At 56.4% G+C, this 19,349-nt stretch carries 16 protein-coding genes and 1 pseudogene; 7 read left to right on the top strand and 10 right to left on the bottom strand.

Annotation, left to right across the window (positions count from 1 at the left end):
- Positions 1-213: 213 nt before the first annotated feature.
- Both ptsP and rppH read right to left on the bottom strand, forming a co-directional pair.
- Positions 214-2,460, bottom strand: a complete 2,247-nt coding sequence (ptsP, locus tag AC4OVS_RS04505) for a phosphoenolpyruvate--protein phosphotransferase (protein WP_023306854.1) — start codon at positions 2,458-2,460, stop codon at positions 214-216.
- Positions 2,461-2,472: 12 nt separating this feature from the next.
- The gene (gene rppH / locus AC4OVS_RS04500) at positions 2,473-3,003 is read right to left on the bottom strand and encodes an RNA pyrophosphohydrolase (RefSeq protein ID WP_032622373.1); all 531 of its coding nucleotides are present in this window, start codon (positions 3,001-3,003) and stop codon (positions 2,473-2,475) included.
- Between the two features lie 454 nt (positions 3,004-3,457).
- Between rppH and AC4OVS_RS04495 the strand changes: the two are divergent.
- The 4 genes and pseudogenes from AC4OVS_RS04495 to AC4OVS_RS04480 all read left to right on the top strand — a co-directional run.
- Positions 3,458-3,532 (top strand): annotated as a pseudogene (locus AC4OVS_RS04495) (hypothetical protein); the annotation flags it as partial.
- Between the two features lie 155 nt (positions 3,533-3,687).
- Positions 3,688-4,380: a DNA mismatch repair endonuclease MutH gene (mutH, locus tag AC4OVS_RS04490; RefSeq protein WP_022649239.1), complete on the top strand. Its 693-nt coding sequence runs from the start codon at positions 3,688-3,690 to the stop codon at positions 4,378-4,380.
- 128 nt (positions 4,381-4,508) lie between these two features.
- Entirely contained in the window at positions 4,509-4,727 is a 219-nt protein-coding gene (locus AC4OVS_RS04485; RefSeq protein ID WP_003862794.1) for a YgdI/YgdR family lipoprotein, read from the top strand.
- Between the two features lie 132 nt (positions 4,728-4,859).
- A complete protein-coding gene (locus AC4OVS_RS04480) occupies positions 4,860-5,900 on the top strand; it encodes an NADP(H)-dependent aldo-keto reductase (protein ID WP_015571754.1) in 1,041 nt (346 codons plus the stop codon).
- A 105-nt stretch (positions 5,901-6,005) separates the two neighbouring features.
- On the opposite strand, the gene lplT is transcribed toward AC4OVS_RS04480, so the two are convergent.
- Both lplT and aas read right to left on the bottom strand, forming a co-directional pair.
- A complete protein-coding gene (gene lplT, locus AC4OVS_RS04475; protein ID WP_022649240.1) occupies positions 6,006-7,199 on the bottom strand; it encodes a lysophospholipid transporter LplT in 1,194 nt (397 codons plus the stop codon).
- Positions 7,192-9,351 (bottom strand): bifunctional acyl-ACP--phospholipid O-acyltransferase/long-chain-fatty-acid--ACP ligase, encoded by a 2,160-nt coding sequence (aas, locus tag AC4OVS_RS04470; protein ID WP_058646260.1) that lies wholly within the window; start codon positions 9,349-9,351, stop codon positions 7,192-7,194. Before aas ends, lplT begins: the two co-directional genes overlap by 8 nt.
- A 617-nt stretch (positions 9,352-9,968) precedes the next feature.
- Between aas and galR the strand changes: the two genes are divergently transcribed.
- Complete coding sequence (galR, locus tag AC4OVS_RS04465) at positions 9,969-10,991, top strand: HTH-type transcriptional regulator GalR (RefSeq protein WP_003862806.1); 1,023 nt, start codon at positions 9,969-9,971, stop codon at positions 10,989-10,991.
- On the opposite strand, the gene AC4OVS_RS04460 is transcribed toward galR, so the two are convergent.
- From AC4OVS_RS04460 to AC4OVS_RS04445, 4 genes are all read right to left on the bottom strand, one after another.
- Positions 10,946-11,422 (bottom strand): GNAT family N-acetyltransferase, encoded by a 477-nt coding sequence (locus AC4OVS_RS04460; protein ID WP_023306858.1) that lies wholly within the window; start codon positions 11,420-11,422, stop codon positions 10,946-10,948. The genes galR and AC4OVS_RS04460 overlap by 46 nt on opposite strands.
- Positions 11,419-12,192, bottom strand: a complete 774-nt coding sequence (locus AC4OVS_RS04455) for a GntR family transcriptional regulator (RefSeq protein ID WP_022649243.1) — start codon at positions 12,190-12,192, stop codon at positions 11,419-11,421. The genes AC4OVS_RS04460 and AC4OVS_RS04455 overlap by 4 nt, the downstream gene beginning before the upstream one ends.
- Positions 12,193-12,270: 78 nt before the next feature.
- Entirely contained in the window at positions 12,271-13,698 is a 1,428-nt protein-coding gene (locus tag AC4OVS_RS04450) for a glycoside hydrolase family 1 protein (protein WP_023298517.1), read from the bottom strand.
- Between the two features lie 7 nt (positions 13,699-13,705).
- Complete coding sequence (locus AC4OVS_RS04445; RefSeq protein ID WP_003862812.1) at positions 13,706-15,031, bottom strand: PTS sugar transporter subunit IIC; 1,326 nt, start codon at positions 15,029-15,031, stop codon at positions 13,706-13,708.
- 299 nt (positions 15,032-15,330) lie between these two features.
- Here AC4OVS_RS04445 and AC4OVS_RS04440 point away from each other — a divergent pair, with 299 nt between their 5' ends.
- A complete protein-coding gene (locus AC4OVS_RS04440) occupies positions 15,331-16,368 on the top strand; it encodes a LacI family DNA-binding transcriptional regulator (protein WP_022649245.1) in 1,038 nt (345 codons plus the stop codon).
- Here AC4OVS_RS04440 and lysA read toward each other — a convergent pair.
- Complete coding sequence (gene lysA / locus AC4OVS_RS04435) at positions 16,338-17,600, bottom strand: diaminopimelate decarboxylase (RefSeq protein WP_017692727.1); 1,263 nt, start codon at positions 17,598-17,600, stop codon at positions 16,338-16,340. The two genes, AC4OVS_RS04440 and lysA, sit on opposite strands and share 31 nt — an antisense overlap.
- Before the next feature lie 120 nt (positions 17,601-17,720).
- Between lysA and AC4OVS_RS04430 the strand changes: the two genes are divergently transcribed.
- Positions 17,721-18,647: a LysR family transcriptional regulator gene (locus tag AC4OVS_RS04430; protein ID WP_491922205.1), complete on the top strand. Its 927-nt coding sequence runs from the start codon at positions 17,721-17,723 to the stop codon at positions 18,645-18,647.
- On the opposite strand, the gene AC4OVS_RS04425 is transcribed toward AC4OVS_RS04430, so the two are convergent.
- The gene (locus AC4OVS_RS04425; RefSeq protein WP_023306862.1) at positions 18,642-19,334 is read right to left on the bottom strand and encodes an aspartate/glutamate racemase; all 693 of its coding nucleotides are present in this window, start codon (positions 19,332-19,334) and stop codon (positions 18,642-18,644) included. The two genes, AC4OVS_RS04430 and AC4OVS_RS04425, sit on opposite strands and share 6 nt — an antisense overlap.
- Positions 19,335-19,349: the final 15 nt, after the last annotated feature.

The raw sequence follows: 19,349 nt of genomic DNA, 5'->3' as shown, positions 1-19,349 counted from the left end.
GTTGTTATTCCGCTGAAAGTGGACAGCGGCTGAATTGCATTCCCGCCGTTGGCAGGTGCTCCAAAGTTGCGAATCATAGCATAAGGCAGGCGCGGAGGATGCGCCTGAGATGTAAAAGATGTGTATAGGGTTTTATGCGCGCTGTTCCCCCTCACCCCATTCCTCTTCCTCAAGGGAGAGGGGGTCGTCCGAGCAGTCATTATTTTGTGGGGATCAGCGGCCGCCGCGGATCAAACCGCCCATGCCGCGTCGCTCCATAAACGCCGCCACCTGATGGCGCACTTCGGCTGCCAGCTGTGCTTCCAGGCTACGCGCGGCCAGCTCATGCGCCTCATCTTGTTCGATGTGACGTAACAGGTATTTCACACGCGCAACGGAACGTCCGTTCATTGACAGGTGACGGAAACCGAGGCCAATCAGGATCGCCACGCACATCGGATCGCCGGCCATTTCACCGCACAGGCGCAGGTCGATATTATGCTGCTCGGCTTCGCGGGCGATCATCGCCAGGGCACGAAGCATCGCCGGATGCAGGCTGTCGTAGATACTGGCCACGCGGGTATTGTTGCGATCGACCGCCAGAATGTATTGCGTTAAGTCGTTGGTGCCAACGGAGATAAAATCAACGCGGGTTGCCAGCTGCGGTAACATAAAGACCATCGAAGGCACTTCCAGCATCACGCCAATACGGGGTTTAGGGATCGCGTAGCCGATCATCTCTTCCACTTCGCGCCCTGCACGCTCAATCAACCGCCGCGCTTCGTCGATCTCGTCAATACTGGTGACCATCGGCAGCAAAATGCTGAGATTCCCCGTGGCCGCGTTGGCACGCAGCATCGCACGAACCTGGATAAGGAAAATTTCCGGCTGATCGAGGGTAATGCGGATCCCACGCCAGCCGAGGCAGGGATTCTCTTCACTGATGGGCATATAGGGCAGTTGCTTATCCGCGCCGACGTCGAGGGTGCGCAACGTGACGGGTTTGTCGTTAAACATCTGCAACATGCCCTGATACTGCGCAACCTGCTCCTCTTCTGACGGGAAGCCGCTTTGCAGCATGAACGGTATTTCGGTGCGGTAGAGACCAATGCCATCGATGCGGCTGCCGAGCTTCTCTTCATGCTCGGGGCTTAACCCCGCGTTGAGCATCACCTTCACCCGCTCACCGCTCTTGAGCTGCGCGGGCAGGTTGACGTCATCTTCCGCCAGCTTGCTTAATTCATTCTCTTCGCTGATAAGACGCTGGTACTCCTGAAGGAGAACCGGCTCAGGATCCACCAGCAACTCACCGCGATATCCGTCCACCACCAGCGTACGGCGATGCAGTACGGAGGGCTGAATATCCGCCCCCATCACGGTCGGAATACCGAGCGCACGCACCATAATGGCGGCATGAGAGTTAGCTGCGCCATCGCGCACCACCACGCCCGCCAGCCTGTCCTGCGGTAATTCCGCCAGCGTCGTCGCCGAGAGTTCATCGGCCACCAGCACAAACCGGTTCGGCCAGGCATTCGCCCCCTGAATAGTATCATCGAGGTGGAACAGCAGACGTTGCCCAAGCGCGCGTAAATCGCCGGCGCGCTCTTTCAGATAGCCGTCAGTCAGTACCGCAAACTGCTCGGCAAATTTTTCAATGACCTTTTTAACCGCCCACTCTGCCACCGACCCCTTATCGACCTCGGCAAATAACTCACGACGCAAACGCGCATCGGAAAGCAGGTGTGAGTAGAGATCGAAAATGGCCGCCGTCTCTTTTTGCGCGCCAGCGGCAAAGCGTTTGCTGTAGCGACGAAACTCATTCGCCGCCTCTTCCAGCGCAGCGGTGAGCCGTTCGCGCTCAAGCGCCTCATCCAGCGTAGAGGCTTCGTAGACCTGCTCCATCAGCGGGAGCGTGGCATCCATCCAGCCTTCGGCTATAGCGACCCCCGGCGAGGCCGGAAGCGCGCGAATACGCGTATGACGATACTGACCAAAAAGAGCTGTCAGTTGGGACTGAGAGAGGATCGCCGCCATCTGCGTTGCCAGCGTGACGAGGAAGGACTCCTCGCTTTCATCGTACTGGCGCAGCTCGCGCTGCTGAACAACAAGCACGCCAAGCAGCTGGCGGCGCTGAATAATCGGTACGCCAAGAAACGCGCGGAAACGCTCTTCTTTGACGGAAGGGATATATTTGAAGCTGGGGTGTTTTTGCGCATCGGCAAGGTTGATTGGCTCCGCCAGTCGCCCGACCAGGCCAACAATACCTTCATCAAACGCGAGCGTGACGGTGCGTCCCCGTGGTTTTTTTAATCCGCGGGTTGCCATAAGGTAGTAGCAACGTCGGTCATGGTCGGCCAGGTAGACCGAACAGACCTCGGTTTCCATCGCAAGACAGATGTCCGTCACCAGAATATTCAGCGCCTCGTTGAGGCGAGGCGCACTGGCGACCTTTTCAACTATTTCTCGCAAGCGGGTGAGCATGATTTGCGTAGCTTAACCTCTTTTACGTCGCCAGGCAGGTGCGCTCTGTGGCTTCGGAGTCGTCTCCTGAAGCTGCATCACGACACTTGCGAACTCTTTCATCACCCTACGGTATACATCGCGCTTGAATGACACGACCTGACGAACCGGATACCAGTAGCTTACCCAGCGCCAGCCATCAAACTCTGGCGTGCTGCTGGTTTGCATATTGATATCTGAATCGTTGCCCACCAACTGCAAAAGAAACCACTTCTGTTTCTGGCCGATACAAACCGGCTTTGTGTCCCAACGCACCAAACGTTTCGGTAACTTGTAACGCAACCAGTTGCGGGTCGAAGCCAGGATGCGAACATCTTTTCGGCTTAAACCAACCTCTTCAAACAGCTCCCGGTACATCGCTTGTTCTGGGGACTCTCCAGGATTGATCCCGCCTTGCGGGAACTGCCAGGAGTGCTGACCATATCGCCGGGCCCACATCACCTGGCCCTGACGATTACAAATTACTATTCCTACGTTTGGGCGGTAGCCATCGTCATCAATCACCGGACTACCCCAAACTAAATCTGATATATGAATGATTGTTTCACACTACAGGGAGGCGGTAAACCACTCTCTTACAGGCCTGCAACCTAATAACATTTGAATAACTCACAATTTTGTGAGGAGTTATAAACAGATGAGGGCGACTGAGACCATTTTTATTCACCTTTTCTGTGGATATAGTTGTGAAGAAGTATGGAATTACAGATGAACAACCTTGTGGCCCGGCGAATCGTCAACTTTCATCACTTAAAATAAATTATTTAAATTCATCTAGTTAAACGTAAATTTAGGGTATCAAAGGCGATTAACGTGACGATCGTCACATCAAAGATCTTCCTGGTGATGAAAGATCGAACAGCGTCGGTTTTATCCACAGATTGTGCCAATAAGTTAGGCACAATTTGTGTGAAAATTCGATTTTCATCGCACGTCAAGGCTGTAAATTGAAACAGTAGTGGCGGTTATTCCCAGTTATCCCATTTTTCTGTGGATAACATGGTGTAAGATCCTGTTTATTGTCAGTGACCAGAATTGCACAACCTGTTTTTTAGCCATGGCGCGACGGGATACATTCCTAAAAAACATAATATAAATCATCCACATGGAATATGTACTCAGAAAAAAGTAAACTCTATCCACAAGGGATAAAATATCAGTTCATTTTTTAACCAAAAGGTTGTCAGCATGCATTCTCTCGCCCCACTGCTCTCTCCTCCCGTCAGTGAAGCCCAGTTGCTCCAGCAGGCACAACGTCTGGCAGGCTATGCACTGGGCGAGCTGGCCGTGATGGCGGGGTTGACGATACCCAACGATCTGAAGCGCGATAAAGGCTGGATCGGCGTGTTGCTTGAACGTTGGCTGGGCGCAAGCGCGGGCAGTAAACCCGAGCAAGATTTTGCGGCGCTGGGGGTGGAACTGAAGACGATCCCCATTGATAGCCTGGGGCGGCCACTGGAAACTACCTTTGTCTGCGTTGCGCCGCTAACGGGTAATAGCGGAGTGACATGGGAAACCAGCCACGTCAGGCATAAGCTGAAGCGGGTGTTGTGGGTACCCGTTGAGGGTGACAGGCAGATCCCGCTGGCAGAGCGTCGCGTTGGCGCCCCACTGCTCTGGAGCCCGGATGAAGAAGAAGAGAGACAGCTTTCCCAGGACTGGGAAGAGCTGATGGACATGATTGTGCTGGGACAGGTTGAGCAGATCACCGCCCGGCATGGCGAAGTGCTGCAACTCCGTCCCAAAGCCGCCAACAGCAAAGCGCTCACTGAAGCGGTAGGTGCACAGGGCGAACCGATCCTGACGCTGCCGCGCGGCTTCTATCTTAAAAAGAATTTCACCGGTGCACTGCTGGCACGACACTTCCTGTTGAAAACATAGTTTTTTACCAATTTTGCGCTCCGGCTAACATAATCTCCTCCTTTTTAAGATTTCCCCCCTTTCACCTGTCGTAATATCAGGTTATTACTACACTATGATTTGATACGAGCCAGGTGAGGATGAGAACGATGAAAAAATGGGCAGTAATTATCTCAGCAGTCGGTTTAGCGTTTGCGGTATCGGGTTGTAGCAGCGACTATGTCATGTCAACGAAAGATGGTCGTATGATCCTGACCGATGGCAAACCCGAAGTCGACGACGATACCGGTCTGGTGAGTTACCGCGATCGCGAAGGCAATCAAATGCAAATTAATCGCGACGAAGTCTCCCAGATCATCGAGCGTTAAACAGATAAAGGTCAGTAGCTTGCTGGCCTTTTTGATTTTTTCCTTCCCCTTTTGCCTTCCCTCTGCCATGTTTATATTCCTTTGTCGGGAGGTTCCTGACGCGGTCTGTATGTCTAAAAAAGGAAACCGGCTATGCATTATCACCGTATCCCCCATAGCGCTCTGGAGATCAGCCAGCTGGGGTTAGGCACCATGACATTTGGTGAACAAAACAGCGAAGCCGATGCCCATGCACAACTCGATTACGCCGTCAGCCAGGGCATTAACCTGATTGACGTGGCGGAGATGTACCCAGTTCCTCCCCGCCCGGAAACTCAAGGTCTTACCGAAACGTATGTCGGCAACTGGCTGGCGAAACGCGGCAATCGCGAAAAGCTGGTCATCGCTTCTAAGGTTAGCGGCCCTTCCCGTAATAACGATGCCGGGATCCGCCCTAACCAGATCCTCGATCGCAAGAATATCCGTGCTGCGCTGGATGCCAGCCTCAAGCGCCTGCAAACCGACTATCTCGATCTTTATCAGGTGCACTGGCCGCAGCGTCCGACGAACTGCTTCGGTAAGCTTGGCTACACCTGGAACGAGAGTGCTCCGGCCGTCACCCTGCTGGAAACACTGGAGGCGCTTACGGAATGCCAGCGCGCGGGTAAGATCCGCTACATCGGCGTTTCCAACGAGACGGCGTTTGGCGTAATGCGCTATCTGCATCTGGCCGATAAACACGACCTGCCGCGGATCGTGACCATCCAGAACCCGTACAGCCTGCTGAACCGCAGTTATGAAGTGGGTCTCGCGGAAGTGACGCAGTACGAAGAGGTGGAGCTGCTCGCCTACTCTTGCCTGGGCTTCGGAACCCTGACGGGCAAATACCTGAACGGCGCGAAACCGGCTGGCGCGCGTAACACGCTTTTCAGCCGCTTCACCCGCTATAGCGGCGAGCAGACACAAAAAGCCGTGGCGGCCTATGTGGATATCGCGAAGCGTCACGGACTCGATCCGGCGCAGATGGCGCTGGCCTTCGTGCGTCGTCAGCCGTTTGTGGCAAGTACCCTGCTCGGCGCAACGACAATGGATCAGTTAAAAACCAATATTGAGAGTTTCCACCTGAACCTGAGTGAAGAGGTCTTAGCGGAGATTGAAGCGGTGCATCAGGTTTATACTTACCCGGCACCTTAAGTTGACGATTTGCCCGGTGGCGGCGTTGCCTTACCGGGCCTACAAAATCCGCCAACATCACGAAACGTAGGCCGGGTCAGGCGGAGCCGCCACCCGGCAAAGATATCACCGCCGACGCTGCCAGACCCACAGCCCGGTAATCGCCAGCGCAAACAGTGCGCCAAACCCCACCCCGATTGCCACAACCGGCGCACCTGCTTTTACCGCCAGCGAGTAAATCCCCAGCATCAGCAGCATCGCCATGTTTTCGCCAAGGTTTTGCACCGCAATGGCGTTGCCAGCCCCGACGGTCTGCTTGCCGCGCTCCTGCAAAAGCGCGTTGAGCGGTACCACAAAGAAACCGCCTAATACGCCGATCAGTAACAACAGGGCATAGGCAGGCAATATGGCATGTTGCAGGGAGAAGAACAGAACGCCGACGCCGATCAGGATCCCCGCGGGCATGCAGCGCGCAACGGTTTCGAGCGTCACCAGTTTTGCCGCAGCTCCGGCCCCGACCACAATCCCGACGGCGACCATGGCATTCAGGTAGGTCGGCGTGGCGTTGTCTGTAATACCCAGCGCCACCGGCACCCACAGCACCAGCAGGAAACGCAGCGTAACGCCGGCCCCCCAGAACATGCTGGTGCCCATCAGCGAGAAGCGTGTTTCACCGTTACGCCACAGTACGCGGCAGGCGTTGAAGAAGCTGCCGGTCATTGGCCCGAAGCGCCAGGATTGTCCCGGACGCGCCACGGCCAGTTTGGGGATAAACAGGTTGGCGATCACCGCGCCACCGTACATCAGGGCACAGATGCCAAGCGCGGCGAGTACATGCCAGTCTGCCAGCACGCCTCCCGCCACCGAACCCAGCAGAATCGCCGCAATGGTGGAGGACTCCATCAGGCCGTTGGCCTTCACCAGCTTATCGCCGGTGGTGAGCTCACCCAGAATGCCGTACTTCGCCGGGGAGTAAGCTGCCGCGCCAATGCCTACCAGCGTGTAGCCAACAAACGGGTTGATACCAAAGCAGATGCTTGCCGCGCCCAGAAGCTTAAGACTGTTGGCAAACATCATGACCCGACCTTTGGGGAAGCTGTCCGCCACCTGGCCAACAAACGGCGCAAATACAATGTAAGCACCCACAAACACCATCTGTAGGATCGGCTGGCTCCAGTCGGGATAAAACTCAGCTTTCAGCAACGCCAGCGTAGCAAACAGCAACGCGTTATCGCCGAACGCGGAAAGAAACTGGGCGGCGATAACCGCCATCATGCCTTTCGACCAGATTGAAGTGTTAGTGTGTACTGACTCACGCATTATGCTGTTCCGCCTCTTCAACCATGCCCTTCAGGGTCACAAAATCGGGTTTACCGCTGCCCAGCACCGGTAACTGTTTGAGGTAACGAATATCGCGGGGGACCGCCAGCTCGGGGATACCATGTTCGCGCGCATACCTGAGAAGCGCATCACGCTTCAGTTCACCGTCAGTAGTAAAGAGCACCAGCGCCTCGCCTTTACTGGCATCACTTTTCACCACGGTCGCATGCATTTTCTCCGCCGAGACTGCGGTCGCCAGCGTCTCGACCATTTCAAGAGAGACCATTTCCCCGGCGATCTTGGCGAAGCGTTTTGCACGTCCCTGGATCTGCACGAAGCCCTGATTGTCGAAGCGCACGATATCACCCGTGTCGTACCAGCCCGTTTCAACCTCGCCATTGACGTTCTCGGCCGTCGGCGCCTCAAGCACGCCCGGGTTTTCCACACGCAGATAGCCGTTCATGACGTTCGGCCCTTTCAGCTGAAGACGTCCGCCGTCTTCAATACCCGGTACCGCCAGCAGACGCGCGTCCAGCCCCGGCAGAATGCGGCCAACCGTTCCCGGTTTCGCCGCCATCGGAACGTTGATGGAGACCACCGGCGCGCACTCCGTCACGCCATAGCCTTCCAGAATCCGCAGGCCAAACTTGTCCTGCCAGATCTGGCGCGTACTGTCCTGGAGTTTTTCCGCCCCCGCCACCACGTAGCGCACGCGGAAGAAATCATACGGGTTGGCGAAGCGCGCGTAATTTCCGAGGAAGGTGGACGTCCCGAACAGCACCGTGCAGTTACGGTCATAAACCAGCTCCGGCACAATGCGGTAGTGCAGCGGGCTTGGGTAGAGGAACACCTCGGCACCGGTCAGCAGCGGCGTAAAGAGACCCACGGTCAAACCAAATGAGTGGAACAGCGGCAGCGCCGACATAAAGCGATCGTTGGCGGTAAAGTCAGCGATGGTTTTAATCTGTTCGACGTTTGCCAGAATGCTTTTGTGGCTATGAACCACACCTTTCGGGTTGCCTTCAGAGCCGGAGGTAAAGAGGATAATGGCATCATCCTCCGGCTGCTGCTTAACCTGCGCCAGACGCGGCATCAGCAGGTGCGCGAAAATCCACAGCTTGTCGGCGGTCGTGACGTCTGCTTTCAGATCTTCCAGGAACACCCAGCGCACCTGCGTCAGCTGTTCCGGCAGGTGCCACAGCTTGCCTTTATCCAGGAACTGGCGGGAGGTAAAGATGGTGTTGATTTGTGCTGCGGTAATCGCGCTGGAGAGCCCTTTCACGCCCGCCGTGTAGTTCATCATCGCCGGAATGCGGCCCCGGGAGACGGCACCAAAGATCACCGCCGCGCTGATACCCGCGTTTGGCAGCATCAGGCCGATCTTTTCGCCCTGTTTGCTGTACTTTTCCAGGATACGCCCGACAAACAGCGTTTTGGTCAACAGCTTACGGTAGGTATCCGGCGTAAAGTTGATGTCTTCGATGCAGTTTTTCTTCGCACCGTAGCGATACTGCGCCGACAGCAACGATTCATACAGCGTTTCGCGCGGGCGAACGGCCATGCGCGCTTCCATCATAATCTGGTGCAGCATTTCCCCGGCGATTTTACGGCGGTCGCGCGCGCGCGGCGCCTCGGGCATCGGCAGTGACGTCGGCGGTAATATATGCATCGTAATTTTCGGGAACAGACGCTGCTTCACCAGCCCTTTCAGACGGCTGAAAAAGGTCAGCTCAGCCCCGTCGATGCGTAGCGGCACGACGGTGGCCTGAGACTTCGCCGCGACAAAACCGGCGCCGTCGTAAATTTTCATCAGGGAGCCCGTCACTGAAATCCGCCCTTCCGGGAAGATAACCACCGGACGCCCCTGCCCAATCAGACGCACCAGATGTTTAATCATCATCGGTTTGGTAGGGTCGAGCGGGACAAAATCAATCAGCGGCCTGAGCCAGCGCATGTACCATTTTTCACTGATGGAGCTGTACACCGCAAAGACGGGCCGCACGGGCAAAAACAGCGCCAGCAATACGCCATCAAGAAAAGAGACGTGATTCGGTGTGATAAGAACACGCTCGCCATAGAGTGCCTGCGTATCGCCAGTCACGCGAATGCGAAACAGGACACGAAACAGTGTGCGGAAGAACCCAAAAAGCATTTCAACTCCCTTTGCCAGCCAGTGTGAAAGGTATAAATGGTGGCAGATTACACGAGAAGTAGTGAGGGAGCGATAGCAAAAACAGAGGCGAAAAAAAACCTGCGCATCCGCGCAGGTTGGTGCAAGTGAAGAGTACGAAAACGTACCAGGAATTCTCACCAATCAATACCTCTGGGATCTTGATTGTGGCCTCCGGCGACAGGCTTCGCCAGCAGGAAAACGCAAGGGAATGAGCCGAAGTGCAACCAGGTGTGAATAATCTCTTTTGCTGTTACAGGTTGAACTTACAGGCAAAAAAAAACCTGCGTAAAACGCAGGTTGGTGTAAATCGTGTTAATCAACCGAAGTTGATTCCACCTATCAATACCTCTGGGATCTCGACTCTAGCAATTCACAACGCATCGTTGCCAACGGACAATCGCAACAGCCTGAGGCAAAGTGTAACTAAAGGTTCAGATTGACATTATTCAGACATGACTGGCCGTGTAACGATTACACCGCGAGGGATGTTCTGCTTCACGTTTGCAGAGGACGCTCACCCGCTCCCCTTGAATGCGCGCCGCTTTTCCGCAACACTAGTTAGTGTGTAAACGCTTACCCCTATAAGAAGGTATTGAATGGCGACAATTAAGGATGTGGCTCGTCTGGCCGGTGTTTCCGTCGCGACCGTCTCCCGCGTGATCAACAACTCCCCTAAAGCGAGTGATGCATCACGCCAGGCCGTGCAGGACGCCATGGAAAACCTGAATTATCACCCTAACGCCAACGCACGCGCCCTTGCCCAACAGTCGACAGAAACCATCGGGCTGGTGGTCGGGGATGTATCCGATCCGTTTTTCGGTGCGATGGTCAAAGCCGTAGAACAAGTTTCTTATCACACCGGTAATTTCCTGCTGATTGGTAATGGCTACCACAATGAACAGAAAGAACGCCAGGCCATTGAGCAGTTGATCCGTCATCGCTGTGCGGCGCTGGTGGTCCATGCCAAAATGATCCCCGACGCCGAGCTGATCCATCTGATGAAACAGATGCCGGGGATGGTGATTATCAACCGTATTATTCCCGGATTTGAAACCCGCTGCGTGGCGCTCGACGACCGTTACGGCGCATGGCTCGCAACCCGTCACCTGATCCAGCAGGGCCATACCCGAATTGGTTATCTGTGCTCCAACCACCCAATTTCCGATGCGGAAGATCGCCTTCAGGGCTATTACGACGCGCTGCGCGAAGCCGGTCTGCCGTGCAACGATCGTCTTGTGGCGTACGGAGAACCGGATGAGAGTGGCGGCGAGCAGGCGATGACGGAGCTGCTGGGCCGCGGGCGGAATTTCACCGCCGTGGCCAGCTATAACGACTCCATGGCCGCCGGCGCGATGGGCGTGCTGAATGATAACGGGATTGACGTCCCGGCAGAAATTTCGCTGATTGGCTTTGATGATGTGCTGGTGTCGCGCTACGTGCGCCCTCGCCTGACCACCGTGCGCTACCCGATCGTGACCATGGCAACGCAGGCGGCAGAACTGGCGTTAGCGCTGGCCGAGCATCGCCCGCCACCGGAAATTACCCACCTGTTCAGCCCAACCTTAGTGCGCCGTCACTCGGTGGTATCGCCCGCGGAAGCCGTGAGCGAACAGCGATAGAGATGGACGGTTTTATCCGGGTATTCCAGCGCATCACCGATGTAGTGCCAGCCGTAACGTTCGTAGAAGTCGCGGCAGGCAGACCAGAGATGAAGCTCGTGATACCCGGCGCGTCGCGCGTAGCCGATAACATGCTGCTGAAGTTTTCCTGCCAGCCCGTTTCCCCGCGCGGCTTCATCGACATACAGCGCAGCCAGCCAGGGATGGAGATCCTGCCGGGAAATTAAATCGCAACGCCACAACCCAACGGTGCCCAACAGCTGGTCATCCTCAACAGCAATAAAGGTGAGCGGTAACTCGCCCGGCGTCAGGCTGTGCTCGACAATGCTCTGGAAAAAGGCACGCGGCATACCTTCACCAAACGCATTCCAGATCCAGTCGATCACCTGCTGTGTAAACTGCGGCGCAGCGTGAAGCGGCAGTATATTCACACCAGCTTCCCCTGGAAAAGAGGGACCGATTCGAAGAGATAGCCGTCAAAATCGGGCGCGTCTTCGTCTGACAGCTCGAGCAGGCTCTTTTTGACGTTTTCAAGATGCTGGAACATCGCCTGCCACGCCCCCATCACGTCGCGGCGGCGGAGCGCAGCGAGAATGGTTTGCCTGTCTCCGAGCCACTTCAGGCGCCAGGCGCGGCTGGCGATATGGCCATTGAACTGCTGCCACAGCGGACTGCTGTCCATGTGATGCCAGACACTCTCAACCGTCGCCAGCAGCATCTGGTTTTGTGTGGCCCCAGCCAGCACCAGGTGGAACATTTTGTTGTTGTCCTGGCTGCGATCGTCGACGGCAATCGCCCGTTGCTCTTGCTCGATAATGCGGCGCAGGTTGTCGATGTCCGCCCGTGTCGCCATTTTTGCGGCAAAGGCAGCGATGTTGCTTTCAAGCAGTTGACGCGCCTGGAGAATTTCAAACGGCCCAACGTCACTGTTCAGAAAACGCTCTTCCTCGTTTTCATGCTCTTCCGGAATGCGCATCACGTACACGCCTGACCCCTGGCGAATATCCACCGTTCCCTGGAGCTCAAGCATCAGCAGCGCCTCGCGCACGATAGTGCGGCTGACGCCATACGTCTCGGCGATGTTGCGCTCCGGCGGCAGACGCGATCCCACGGGATAATGCCCCTGGATAATCTGCGCCCGTAAATCCTCGCCAATCTCCTGGTACTGTTTTTTTTCCGGCAGGATGACAGCCTTATCCACGTTTTCACCTGTGTTTTTCAATTAATGCGCGGGCCGGACGTCCTCCCGGCCAGTTTGTGCGCTATTTTACCAGAAGGCTTACTTCCATTCATCGTCTACCCTGAGCGTCAGCACACGCTCATCGCGCAGCTGGCGGAACCAGGACGCTGATTTCTTTGCCCGCCGTGCGCGTTGATTTTCAAGGTCGATCTCAATCAGCCCGTAGCGGTTTTTAAACGCGTTCATCGGGGAGACATTGTCGGTGAAGGCCCACAGCATATAACCGTGACAGTTCGCCCCCGCCTCCCGCGCCAGCAGCGTGTAGTAGAGATGTTCGCTGATAAACGCGATACGGTACGTGTCGTCAATGACGCCGTCACGATTGCGATACTGCGCTTCGTTCTCCACGCCCATCCCGCTTTCCGCCACAAACCAGTCAATGTTGCGATAGTCGTTTTTAATCCGCATCGCCATGTCGTAAATAATGCGCGGAAAGATCTCCCAGCCGCGGGAGGTGTTCATACGCCGTCCGGGCAGCTCAAACGGCTCGTAGTAGTACGCCGGATGGAACGGCGTCTCCGGGTGCCAGGCGCGGGACGGGGCTTTGACGCGATGCGGGTAATAGAGGTTAATGCCCAGCTCATCGACGGTGTTGTCGGCAATCAGCGCCAGCTCGTCAGCCGTGTAGTCCCACTGCACCTGATGCTGCGCCAGCAGGGTAAAGAGCGCCTGCGGATAGCGCCCATGCACCAGCGGGTCGAGAAAGACGCGGTTGTAGAACAGATCGTACATCTCTGCCGCTCGCACGTCATGCGGCGCGCGGGAGCGCGGATAGGTCACTTCCGGGTTAAGAATACAGCCCACCGTGCCGTCATACCCTTTCTCGCGAAACAGCTTCACCACTTTCGCCGTCGCCAGCACCTTATGGTGGTTCCACTGCATCCAGGTGCTGGTGCTCTGCTCATAGGGCCAGCGCAGCGCGTCAAGGTAGACGCGCGTCTGGACCACAATCGGTTCGTTGAAGGTAAACCAGCGGGTGACTTTGCCGTGAAAGCGCTCAAATACCTTTTCTGCATAGCGAACGAACAGCTCGACGACGTGCTTTGACGCCCAGCCGCCGTAGGTCTCCAGCAGCACGCCCGGCAATTCGTAGTGTTCCAGGCAGATCATCGGCTCAATGCCTTGACGGTGCATTTCATCGAACAGCGCGTCGTAATACGCGGCGTACTCTTCATCTACCGTCGCATTTTCATAGTCGGTTAAAAAGCGCGACCAGTTGATCGAGGTGCGATAGTGCGTCAGTCCCGCCTGCTTCATCAGCGCTACATCTTCGCGGAAGCGATTGATAAAGTCGGTTGCCACCGCCGGACCATAGCCGTTGTGCCAGACGTGACGATCGTTCATGTACCAGAGATCGATCCACGAATCCTGCCCCGGCTTTTTGCCGCTCCAGCCCTCGGTCTGCCAGGCCGATGCCGCCGCGCCCAGAATAAAATCTTGCGGTATGGCTATCTGTTTTGTGCTCATCGTATCCTCATGCGTTATCGGTGGCTTGTTGCAGTGCGGCCTGCTCTGCGCGGCGTGAAGCAATTTTCACAAACGGCAGATAGATAATCACCGCGGTCACGATGCAGATAAACTGGGTGATGACCGCCCCCATGGAGCCCGCCGTTGACAGCCAGGCGTTGATCAGCGGCGGCGTGGTCCAGGGCACCATTACCACGGCTTTCCCGGCAAATCCGGTCACGGTGGCAAAGTAGCCAATCGAGCCCGTCACCAGCGGCGTGATGATGAAGGGGATAGCCAGGATCGGGTTGAGCATGATTGGCATACCGAAGATCACCGGCTCATTGATATTAAAAATACCCGGCCCGATGGAGAGCTTGGCTATCTCCTTCATCTCTTTACGTTTGGTGGCAATCATGACGGCTATCAGCAGGCCGATGGTCAGGCCGGAGCCGCCGATGCTCATATAGACGTCCCAGAACGGCATGGTGATGATGTTTGGCACCTCTTTGCCCTGCTCGAACGCGCTCATGTTAACGGTGATTGCCCCCAGCAGCAGCGGCTCGCGGATCGGCTTGATCATCTGGTTGCCGTGAATACCAATCACCCAGAACAGCTGGGCGACAAACATCAGCAGAAGGATCCCCGGCAGGCTTTGCACCACGCGCTCCAGCGGCTGTTGCACCACCTGGTATACCGCGTCGTAGAGATACATGCCGGTAATCTGATGAAACACGAAGCCAAAGGTGGCGATGGCGGTGGTGGTGATAATGGCCGGGATCAGCGCAGAGAACGACGCGGCAACGTTCGGCGGCACCGTGTCCGGCATCCTGATTTTCAGCCCCTTGCGGTTTTCCAGCCAGCAGTAGATCTCCACCGACAGGATGGCGATAAACATACCGAGGAACAGGCTGCGGGTATCTGAGAACTGGCGCAGCAGCACATCTTTCACCACGTGCATCTCACCGTCCACCAGCATTTCCACCGTGGTCGGCGTCACGCAGATAAAGCAGATCACCGCCAGCAGGCCGGGGAACAGGGACTTAATGCCGTTAATACGCCCCAGCTCAATGCCGATTAAAAACACCGCGCCGATGTTGAGAAAGTTCAGCGTGGCGTAGTTGAGCGCGCTGGTGATCGGCTTTAAGGCCGCGAGAAACGACAGCGACTGAAAGCTCGCCAGACCGTTTTTCGGATCCAGCACCATATTGGAGATCAATACCGAGAACGCCCCCACTATGATGACTGGCATTAAGGTAATAAACGCAGACTTGATCGCCTGGATATAGCGATAGCTGTTGAAGGTAGTGGCAAAACTGCCCAGAGCGTCGATCAGTTTTTCCTGAAATGCCATAGGGTAATACCTCAGTAAAAGGGCTTTTATTGAATAAGGTGTACAGCCGGATACTATTGGTATGCCAAAAATAGCGTCCACAGGCGATTTGTTCTGTGATTAAGCTCCCAACGCCGTTAGAGGTATTCCAGATTATGATTTATCACCATTTTGGTATACCAATGACAGGCATTTATTCCGCGGGCGAGGATCGTTACTGAAAAGCGTGATCGTTATGGGGTTTTGTCCTTCCCACGTCGCTTATGCGCCGGATGGTCTGTGTTAAACTGCAAACCATTACGTGGAAACAGGAATTTCGAATGGCAACAATGCTGGATGTCTCACTGCGTGCGGGCGTGTCGAAGGCCACCGTTTCGCGCGTGCTGAACGGCACAGGTCAGGTTAAAGAGAGCACGCGCCAGCAGGTATTTCGCGCGATGGAGGAGCTGGGCTATCGTCCGAACTTTCTCGCGCGCTCGCTGGCTAACCAGACCAGCAACAGCATCGGTCTGGTCGTCTCGACGTTCGACGGTTTTTACTTTGGTCGTTTGCTACAGCAGGCGTCACGGCAGACCGAAACGCACGGTAAACAGCTGATTGTTACCGACGGTCACGATGCCCCTGAACAGGAAGAACTGGCGGTGCAGATGCTCGCCGACCGCAAGTGCGACGCCATCGTGCTGTACACGCGTTACATGAGCGAAAAGACGATCCTGAAGCTGATCAACAGCGTGCAGACGCCGCTGGTAATCATTAACCGCGAAGTGAGCCAGGCGGCGGATCGCTGCGTCTTCTTTGAACAGCAGGACGCAGCCTTCAAAGCGGTGGATTACCTGATAAGCCAGGGCCATCGGGAGATCGCCTGTATCACCGTCCCGATCCACACCCCAACGGGTAAAGCGCGGCTGATGGGCTACCGTAAGGCGCTGGAGAAGCACGGTATTCGTCTCGATGAGCGGCGGATTAAATACGGCGATGCAGGCATGACGCGGGGTTACGAGCTGTGCAAAGAGCTGATTGCGGAAAAGACATCGTTCAGCGCCCTGTTTGCCTGTAACGATGACATGGCCCTGGGCGCCTCCAAAGCATTACACCAGGCCGGGCTGAAGATCCCGCAGGATATTTCGCTGTTTGGTTTTGACGATGCCCCCAGCGCAAAGTGGCTGGAGCCTGCCCTGTCGTCGGTGTATTTGCCGATCGACAACATGATCGTGACGGCGATCGACCAGGCGATCCGGCTGGCAAAAAACCAGCCGGTTGAAGCGATCCCACCGTTCACCGGCACGCTGGTGTTACGCGATTCGGTGACAACAGGGCCCTGGTTTAATCAGACCAGCTCTAACGCCAGCAATTCCTGAATGGTCTGGCGACGGCGAATCAGCCGCGCCACGCCATTATCAAACAGCACTTCCGGCAGCAGCGGACGGCTATTGTAGTTCGAAGACATAGACGCCCCGTACGCACCGGTATCATGCAGCACCAGATAATCTCCCGGTTTTACCTCTGGCAGCGAACGGGTTTCGACTTTCCCGCCTTCCTGCTGAGTAAAGACGTCACCGGATTCACACAGCGGGCCGGCAACAACGGTCTCGATGCGCGGGGCGTTGACCAGATCGCGGCCATCGGCGGCAAGCGCGGTGATGTGATGATAGCTGCCGTACATGGACGGGCGCATCAGGTCGTTGAAGCCAGCATCAATCAGCACAAAGTGACGGCTTCCCATCTCCTTCACGCTCCGCACCTGCGCCACCAGCACGCCAGCTTCGGCGACCAGGAAACGACCCGGCTCAATCTCCAGCTTCACCGCATGGCCCAGATGAGCGGCGATGCTGTCACGCGCGGCGCTCCACAGGCCGTAATAGTGATCCGTGTCGATCGCCTCCTCCCCTTCGCGGTAAGGGATCGAAAGCCCTCCCCCGGCGGAGATCGCCTCCAGATCCTGACCAAAATCGATAACCTGACGCACCATCGCGCCACAGACCTGCTCAAGATGGCCATAATCCACGCCGGATCCGATATGCATGTGAATACCCACCAGCTTAAGGTTGTAACGTTGTAAAACCTCCAGCGCCGCAGGCATATCGGCATACCAAATCCCGTGCTTGCTGTTTTCGCCCCCGGTGTTGGTTTTCTGACTGTGACCGTGACCAAAGCCCGGGTTGATGCGCAGCCAGACGCGATGGCCCGGGGAAACCTGCCCAAGCTGTTCCAGCATATCCACCGAACCGGCATTCACCGGGATTTGCAGCTCGTGCACGCGCGCCAGCGTGGCGTCGTCTATCAGGTCAGCGGTGAAGACGATCGCGTCGCTATCGGCCTTTGGATCAAACCCGGCCGCCAGCGCACGTTCGATTTCACCCAGCGATACGGAGTCAACCTTCACGCCCTGCTCGCGCATCAGGCGCAGAATATGAATATTGGAGCAGGCCTTCTGCGCAAAACGCACCACGTCAAACTGATGCAGCGCGGCGATTTTCTCGCGAACAATCTGCGCATCGTAGACCCACACCGGACAGCCGAATTCGGCAGGCAGGCGCAGCAGGTTATCGGCGTTTAAATCGGTTTCGGTCTGGTTGAGCGGGCGTGGCATGGTCGTCTCCGGTATTCTGTTTTTTATCATTACGCCACAGCCTGAAGAGAATAAAAAATATCGTTTTATCGTGAGTCTATGCAAAAATGATATGGACCACGCTCAGCCATCAGGTGCCCTATGCCCGCCGTTAACCTACGCCATATCGAGATTTTTCATGCGGTGATGACCACCGGCAATCTCACTGAAGCCGCGCAGATGCTGCACACCTCGCAGCCGACGGTCAGCCGCGAGCTGGCGCGTTTTGAGAAAGTGCTGGGGCTGAAGCTGTTAGAACGCACCCGCGGCAGGCTGCATCCAACGGTGCAGGGTTTACGTCTTTTTGAGGAGGTTCAGCGCTCCTGGTACGGGCTGGACAGGATCGTGAGCGCGGCGGAGAGCCTGAGGGAGTTTCGCCAGGGCGAGCTGTCCATCGTCTGCCTGCCGGTCTTTTCTCAGTCGTTCCTGCCGGTACTGCTACAGCCGTTTCTGGCCCGCTATCCGGAGGTCAGCCTGACCATCGTGCCGCAGGAGTCGCCGCTGCTGGAGGAGTGGCTTTCGGCCCAGCGCCACGATCTGGGTCTGACCGAAACCCTCGTCACGCCAGCGGGAACGGAACGCACGGAGCTGCTCTCGCTGGATGAGGTCTGCGTGCTGCCTGCCAGCCACCCGCTTGCTTTCAAAGCAGTTCTGACCCCGGCAGATTTTCACGGTGAGAACTATATCAGCCTGTCGCAGACCGACAGCTACCGGCAGCTTCTGGATGGCCTGTTTGCCGAACATCAGGTGAAGCGGCGGATGGTGATGGAAACGCACAGTGCGGCATCAATTTGCGCGATGGTGCGCGCGGGCGTGGGTATTTCGGTGGTGAACCCGCTCACGGCTATGGACTACGCCAGCAGCGGCGTGGTTCTGCGCCGTTTTAGCGTTTCCGTTCCCTTTACCGTAAGCCTGATCCGCCCGCTGCACCGGCCCGCCTCAGCGCTGGTTGATGCCTTTAGTGAACACCTGATTGCGCACGCGCGTCAGGTGGCGCTTCGCTTACCTGACCTGCAAAAACCTTTATGACAGCATAAACTCCACCGCATCCGCGGCATGGATGGCGGCGGTATCAAAGACCGGTATCGGGCTTTGGTCTGCCGGCACCAGTAGGCCAATTTCGGTACAGCCGAAGATGACTCCTTCCGCCCCCTGCTGCGCCAGTTTCTCAATCACGCTGACGTACCAGGCGCGCGAAGCTTCGCTGAAGGTGCCGAGGCACAGTTCATCAAAAATAATCTGGTTAATGCGCGCCCGGTCTGCCTCCTCCGGGATCAGGCTTTCAATCCCGAACTGGCTACTCAGCCGCCCGCGGTAAAAATCCTGCTCCATGGTGTAGCGCGTCCCCAGCAGCGCCACGCGCGTCATGCCGGCGGCTCGTATGGCACGCCCGGTGGCATCCGCGATATGTAAGAACGGCAGCGAACAGCGGTCTTCAATATGCGACGCCACCTTATGCATGGTGTTGGTACACAGCAGAATACCCTGCGCGCCCGCACGCTCCAGGCCAAGTGCGGCGTCTGCCAGCATTTGCCCGGCTTTGTCCCACTCCCCGCTCGACTGGCAGGCTTCTATTTCATGGAAATCCACGCTGTGCAGCAGCAGGCTGGCCGAATGCAGACCGCCCAGACGCTGTTTGACGCCTTCATTAATCAGGCGGTAGTACGGGATCGTTGATTCCCAGCTCATGCCCCCTAACAGACCGATCGTTTTCATCTTTCCTCCTGTACG

The sequence above is a fragment of the Enterobacter sp. 4974935 genome (assembly GCF_058661735.1).
Note: the sequence above shows the minus strand (reverse complement) of the source record. Positions and strands in the feature narration are given on the sequence as shown.

Coding starts and splice junctions, on each gene's coding strand:
- AC4OVS_RS04445 (WP_003862812.1), bottom strand. CDS start 15,031: ATGGCATTTCAGGAAAAACTGATCGACGCTCTGGGCAGTTTTGCCACT.
- aas (WP_058646260.1), bottom strand. CDS start 9,351: ATGCTTTTTGGGTTCTTCCGCACACTGTTTCGTGTCCTGTTTCGCATT.
- AC4OVS_RS04485 (WP_003862794.1), top strand. CDS start 4,509: ATGAAAAAATGGGCAGTAATTATCTCAGCAGTCGGTTTAGCGTTTGCG.
- AC4OVS_RS04430 (WP_491922205.1), top strand. CDS start 17,721: ATGCCCGCCGTTAACCTACGCCATATCGAGATTTTTCATGCGGTGATG.
- lysA (WP_017692727.1), bottom strand. CDS start 17,600: ATGCCACGCCCGCTCAACCAGACCGAAACCGATTTAAACGCCGATAAC.
- lplT (WP_022649240.1), bottom strand. CDS start 7,199: ATGCGTGAGTCAGTACACACTAACACTTCAATCTGGTCGAAAGGCATG.
- mutH (WP_022649239.1), top strand. CDS start 3,688: ATGCATTCTCTCGCCCCACTGCTCTCTCCTCCCGTCAGTGAAGCCCAG.
- AC4OVS_RS04440 (WP_022649245.1), top strand. CDS start 15,331: ATGGCAACAATGCTGGATGTCTCACTGCGTGCGGGCGTGTCGAAGGCC.
- galR (WP_003862806.1), top strand. CDS start 9,969: ATGGCGACAATTAAGGATGTGGCTCGTCTGGCCGGTGTTTCCGTCGCG.
- ptsP (WP_023306854.1), bottom strand. CDS start 2,460: ATGCTCACCCGCTTGCGAGAAATAGTTGAAAAGGTCGCCAGTGCGCCT.
- AC4OVS_RS04480 (WP_015571754.1), top strand. CDS start 4,860: ATGCATTATCACCGTATCCCCCATAGCGCTCTGGAGATCAGCCAGCTG.
- AC4OVS_RS04425 (WP_023306862.1), bottom strand. CDS start 19,334: ATGAAAACGATCGGTCTGTTAGGGGGCATGAGCTGGGAATCAACGATC.
- AC4OVS_RS04450 (WP_023298517.1), bottom strand. CDS start 13,698: ATGAGCACAAAACAGATAGCCATACCGCAAGATTTTATTCTGGGCGCG.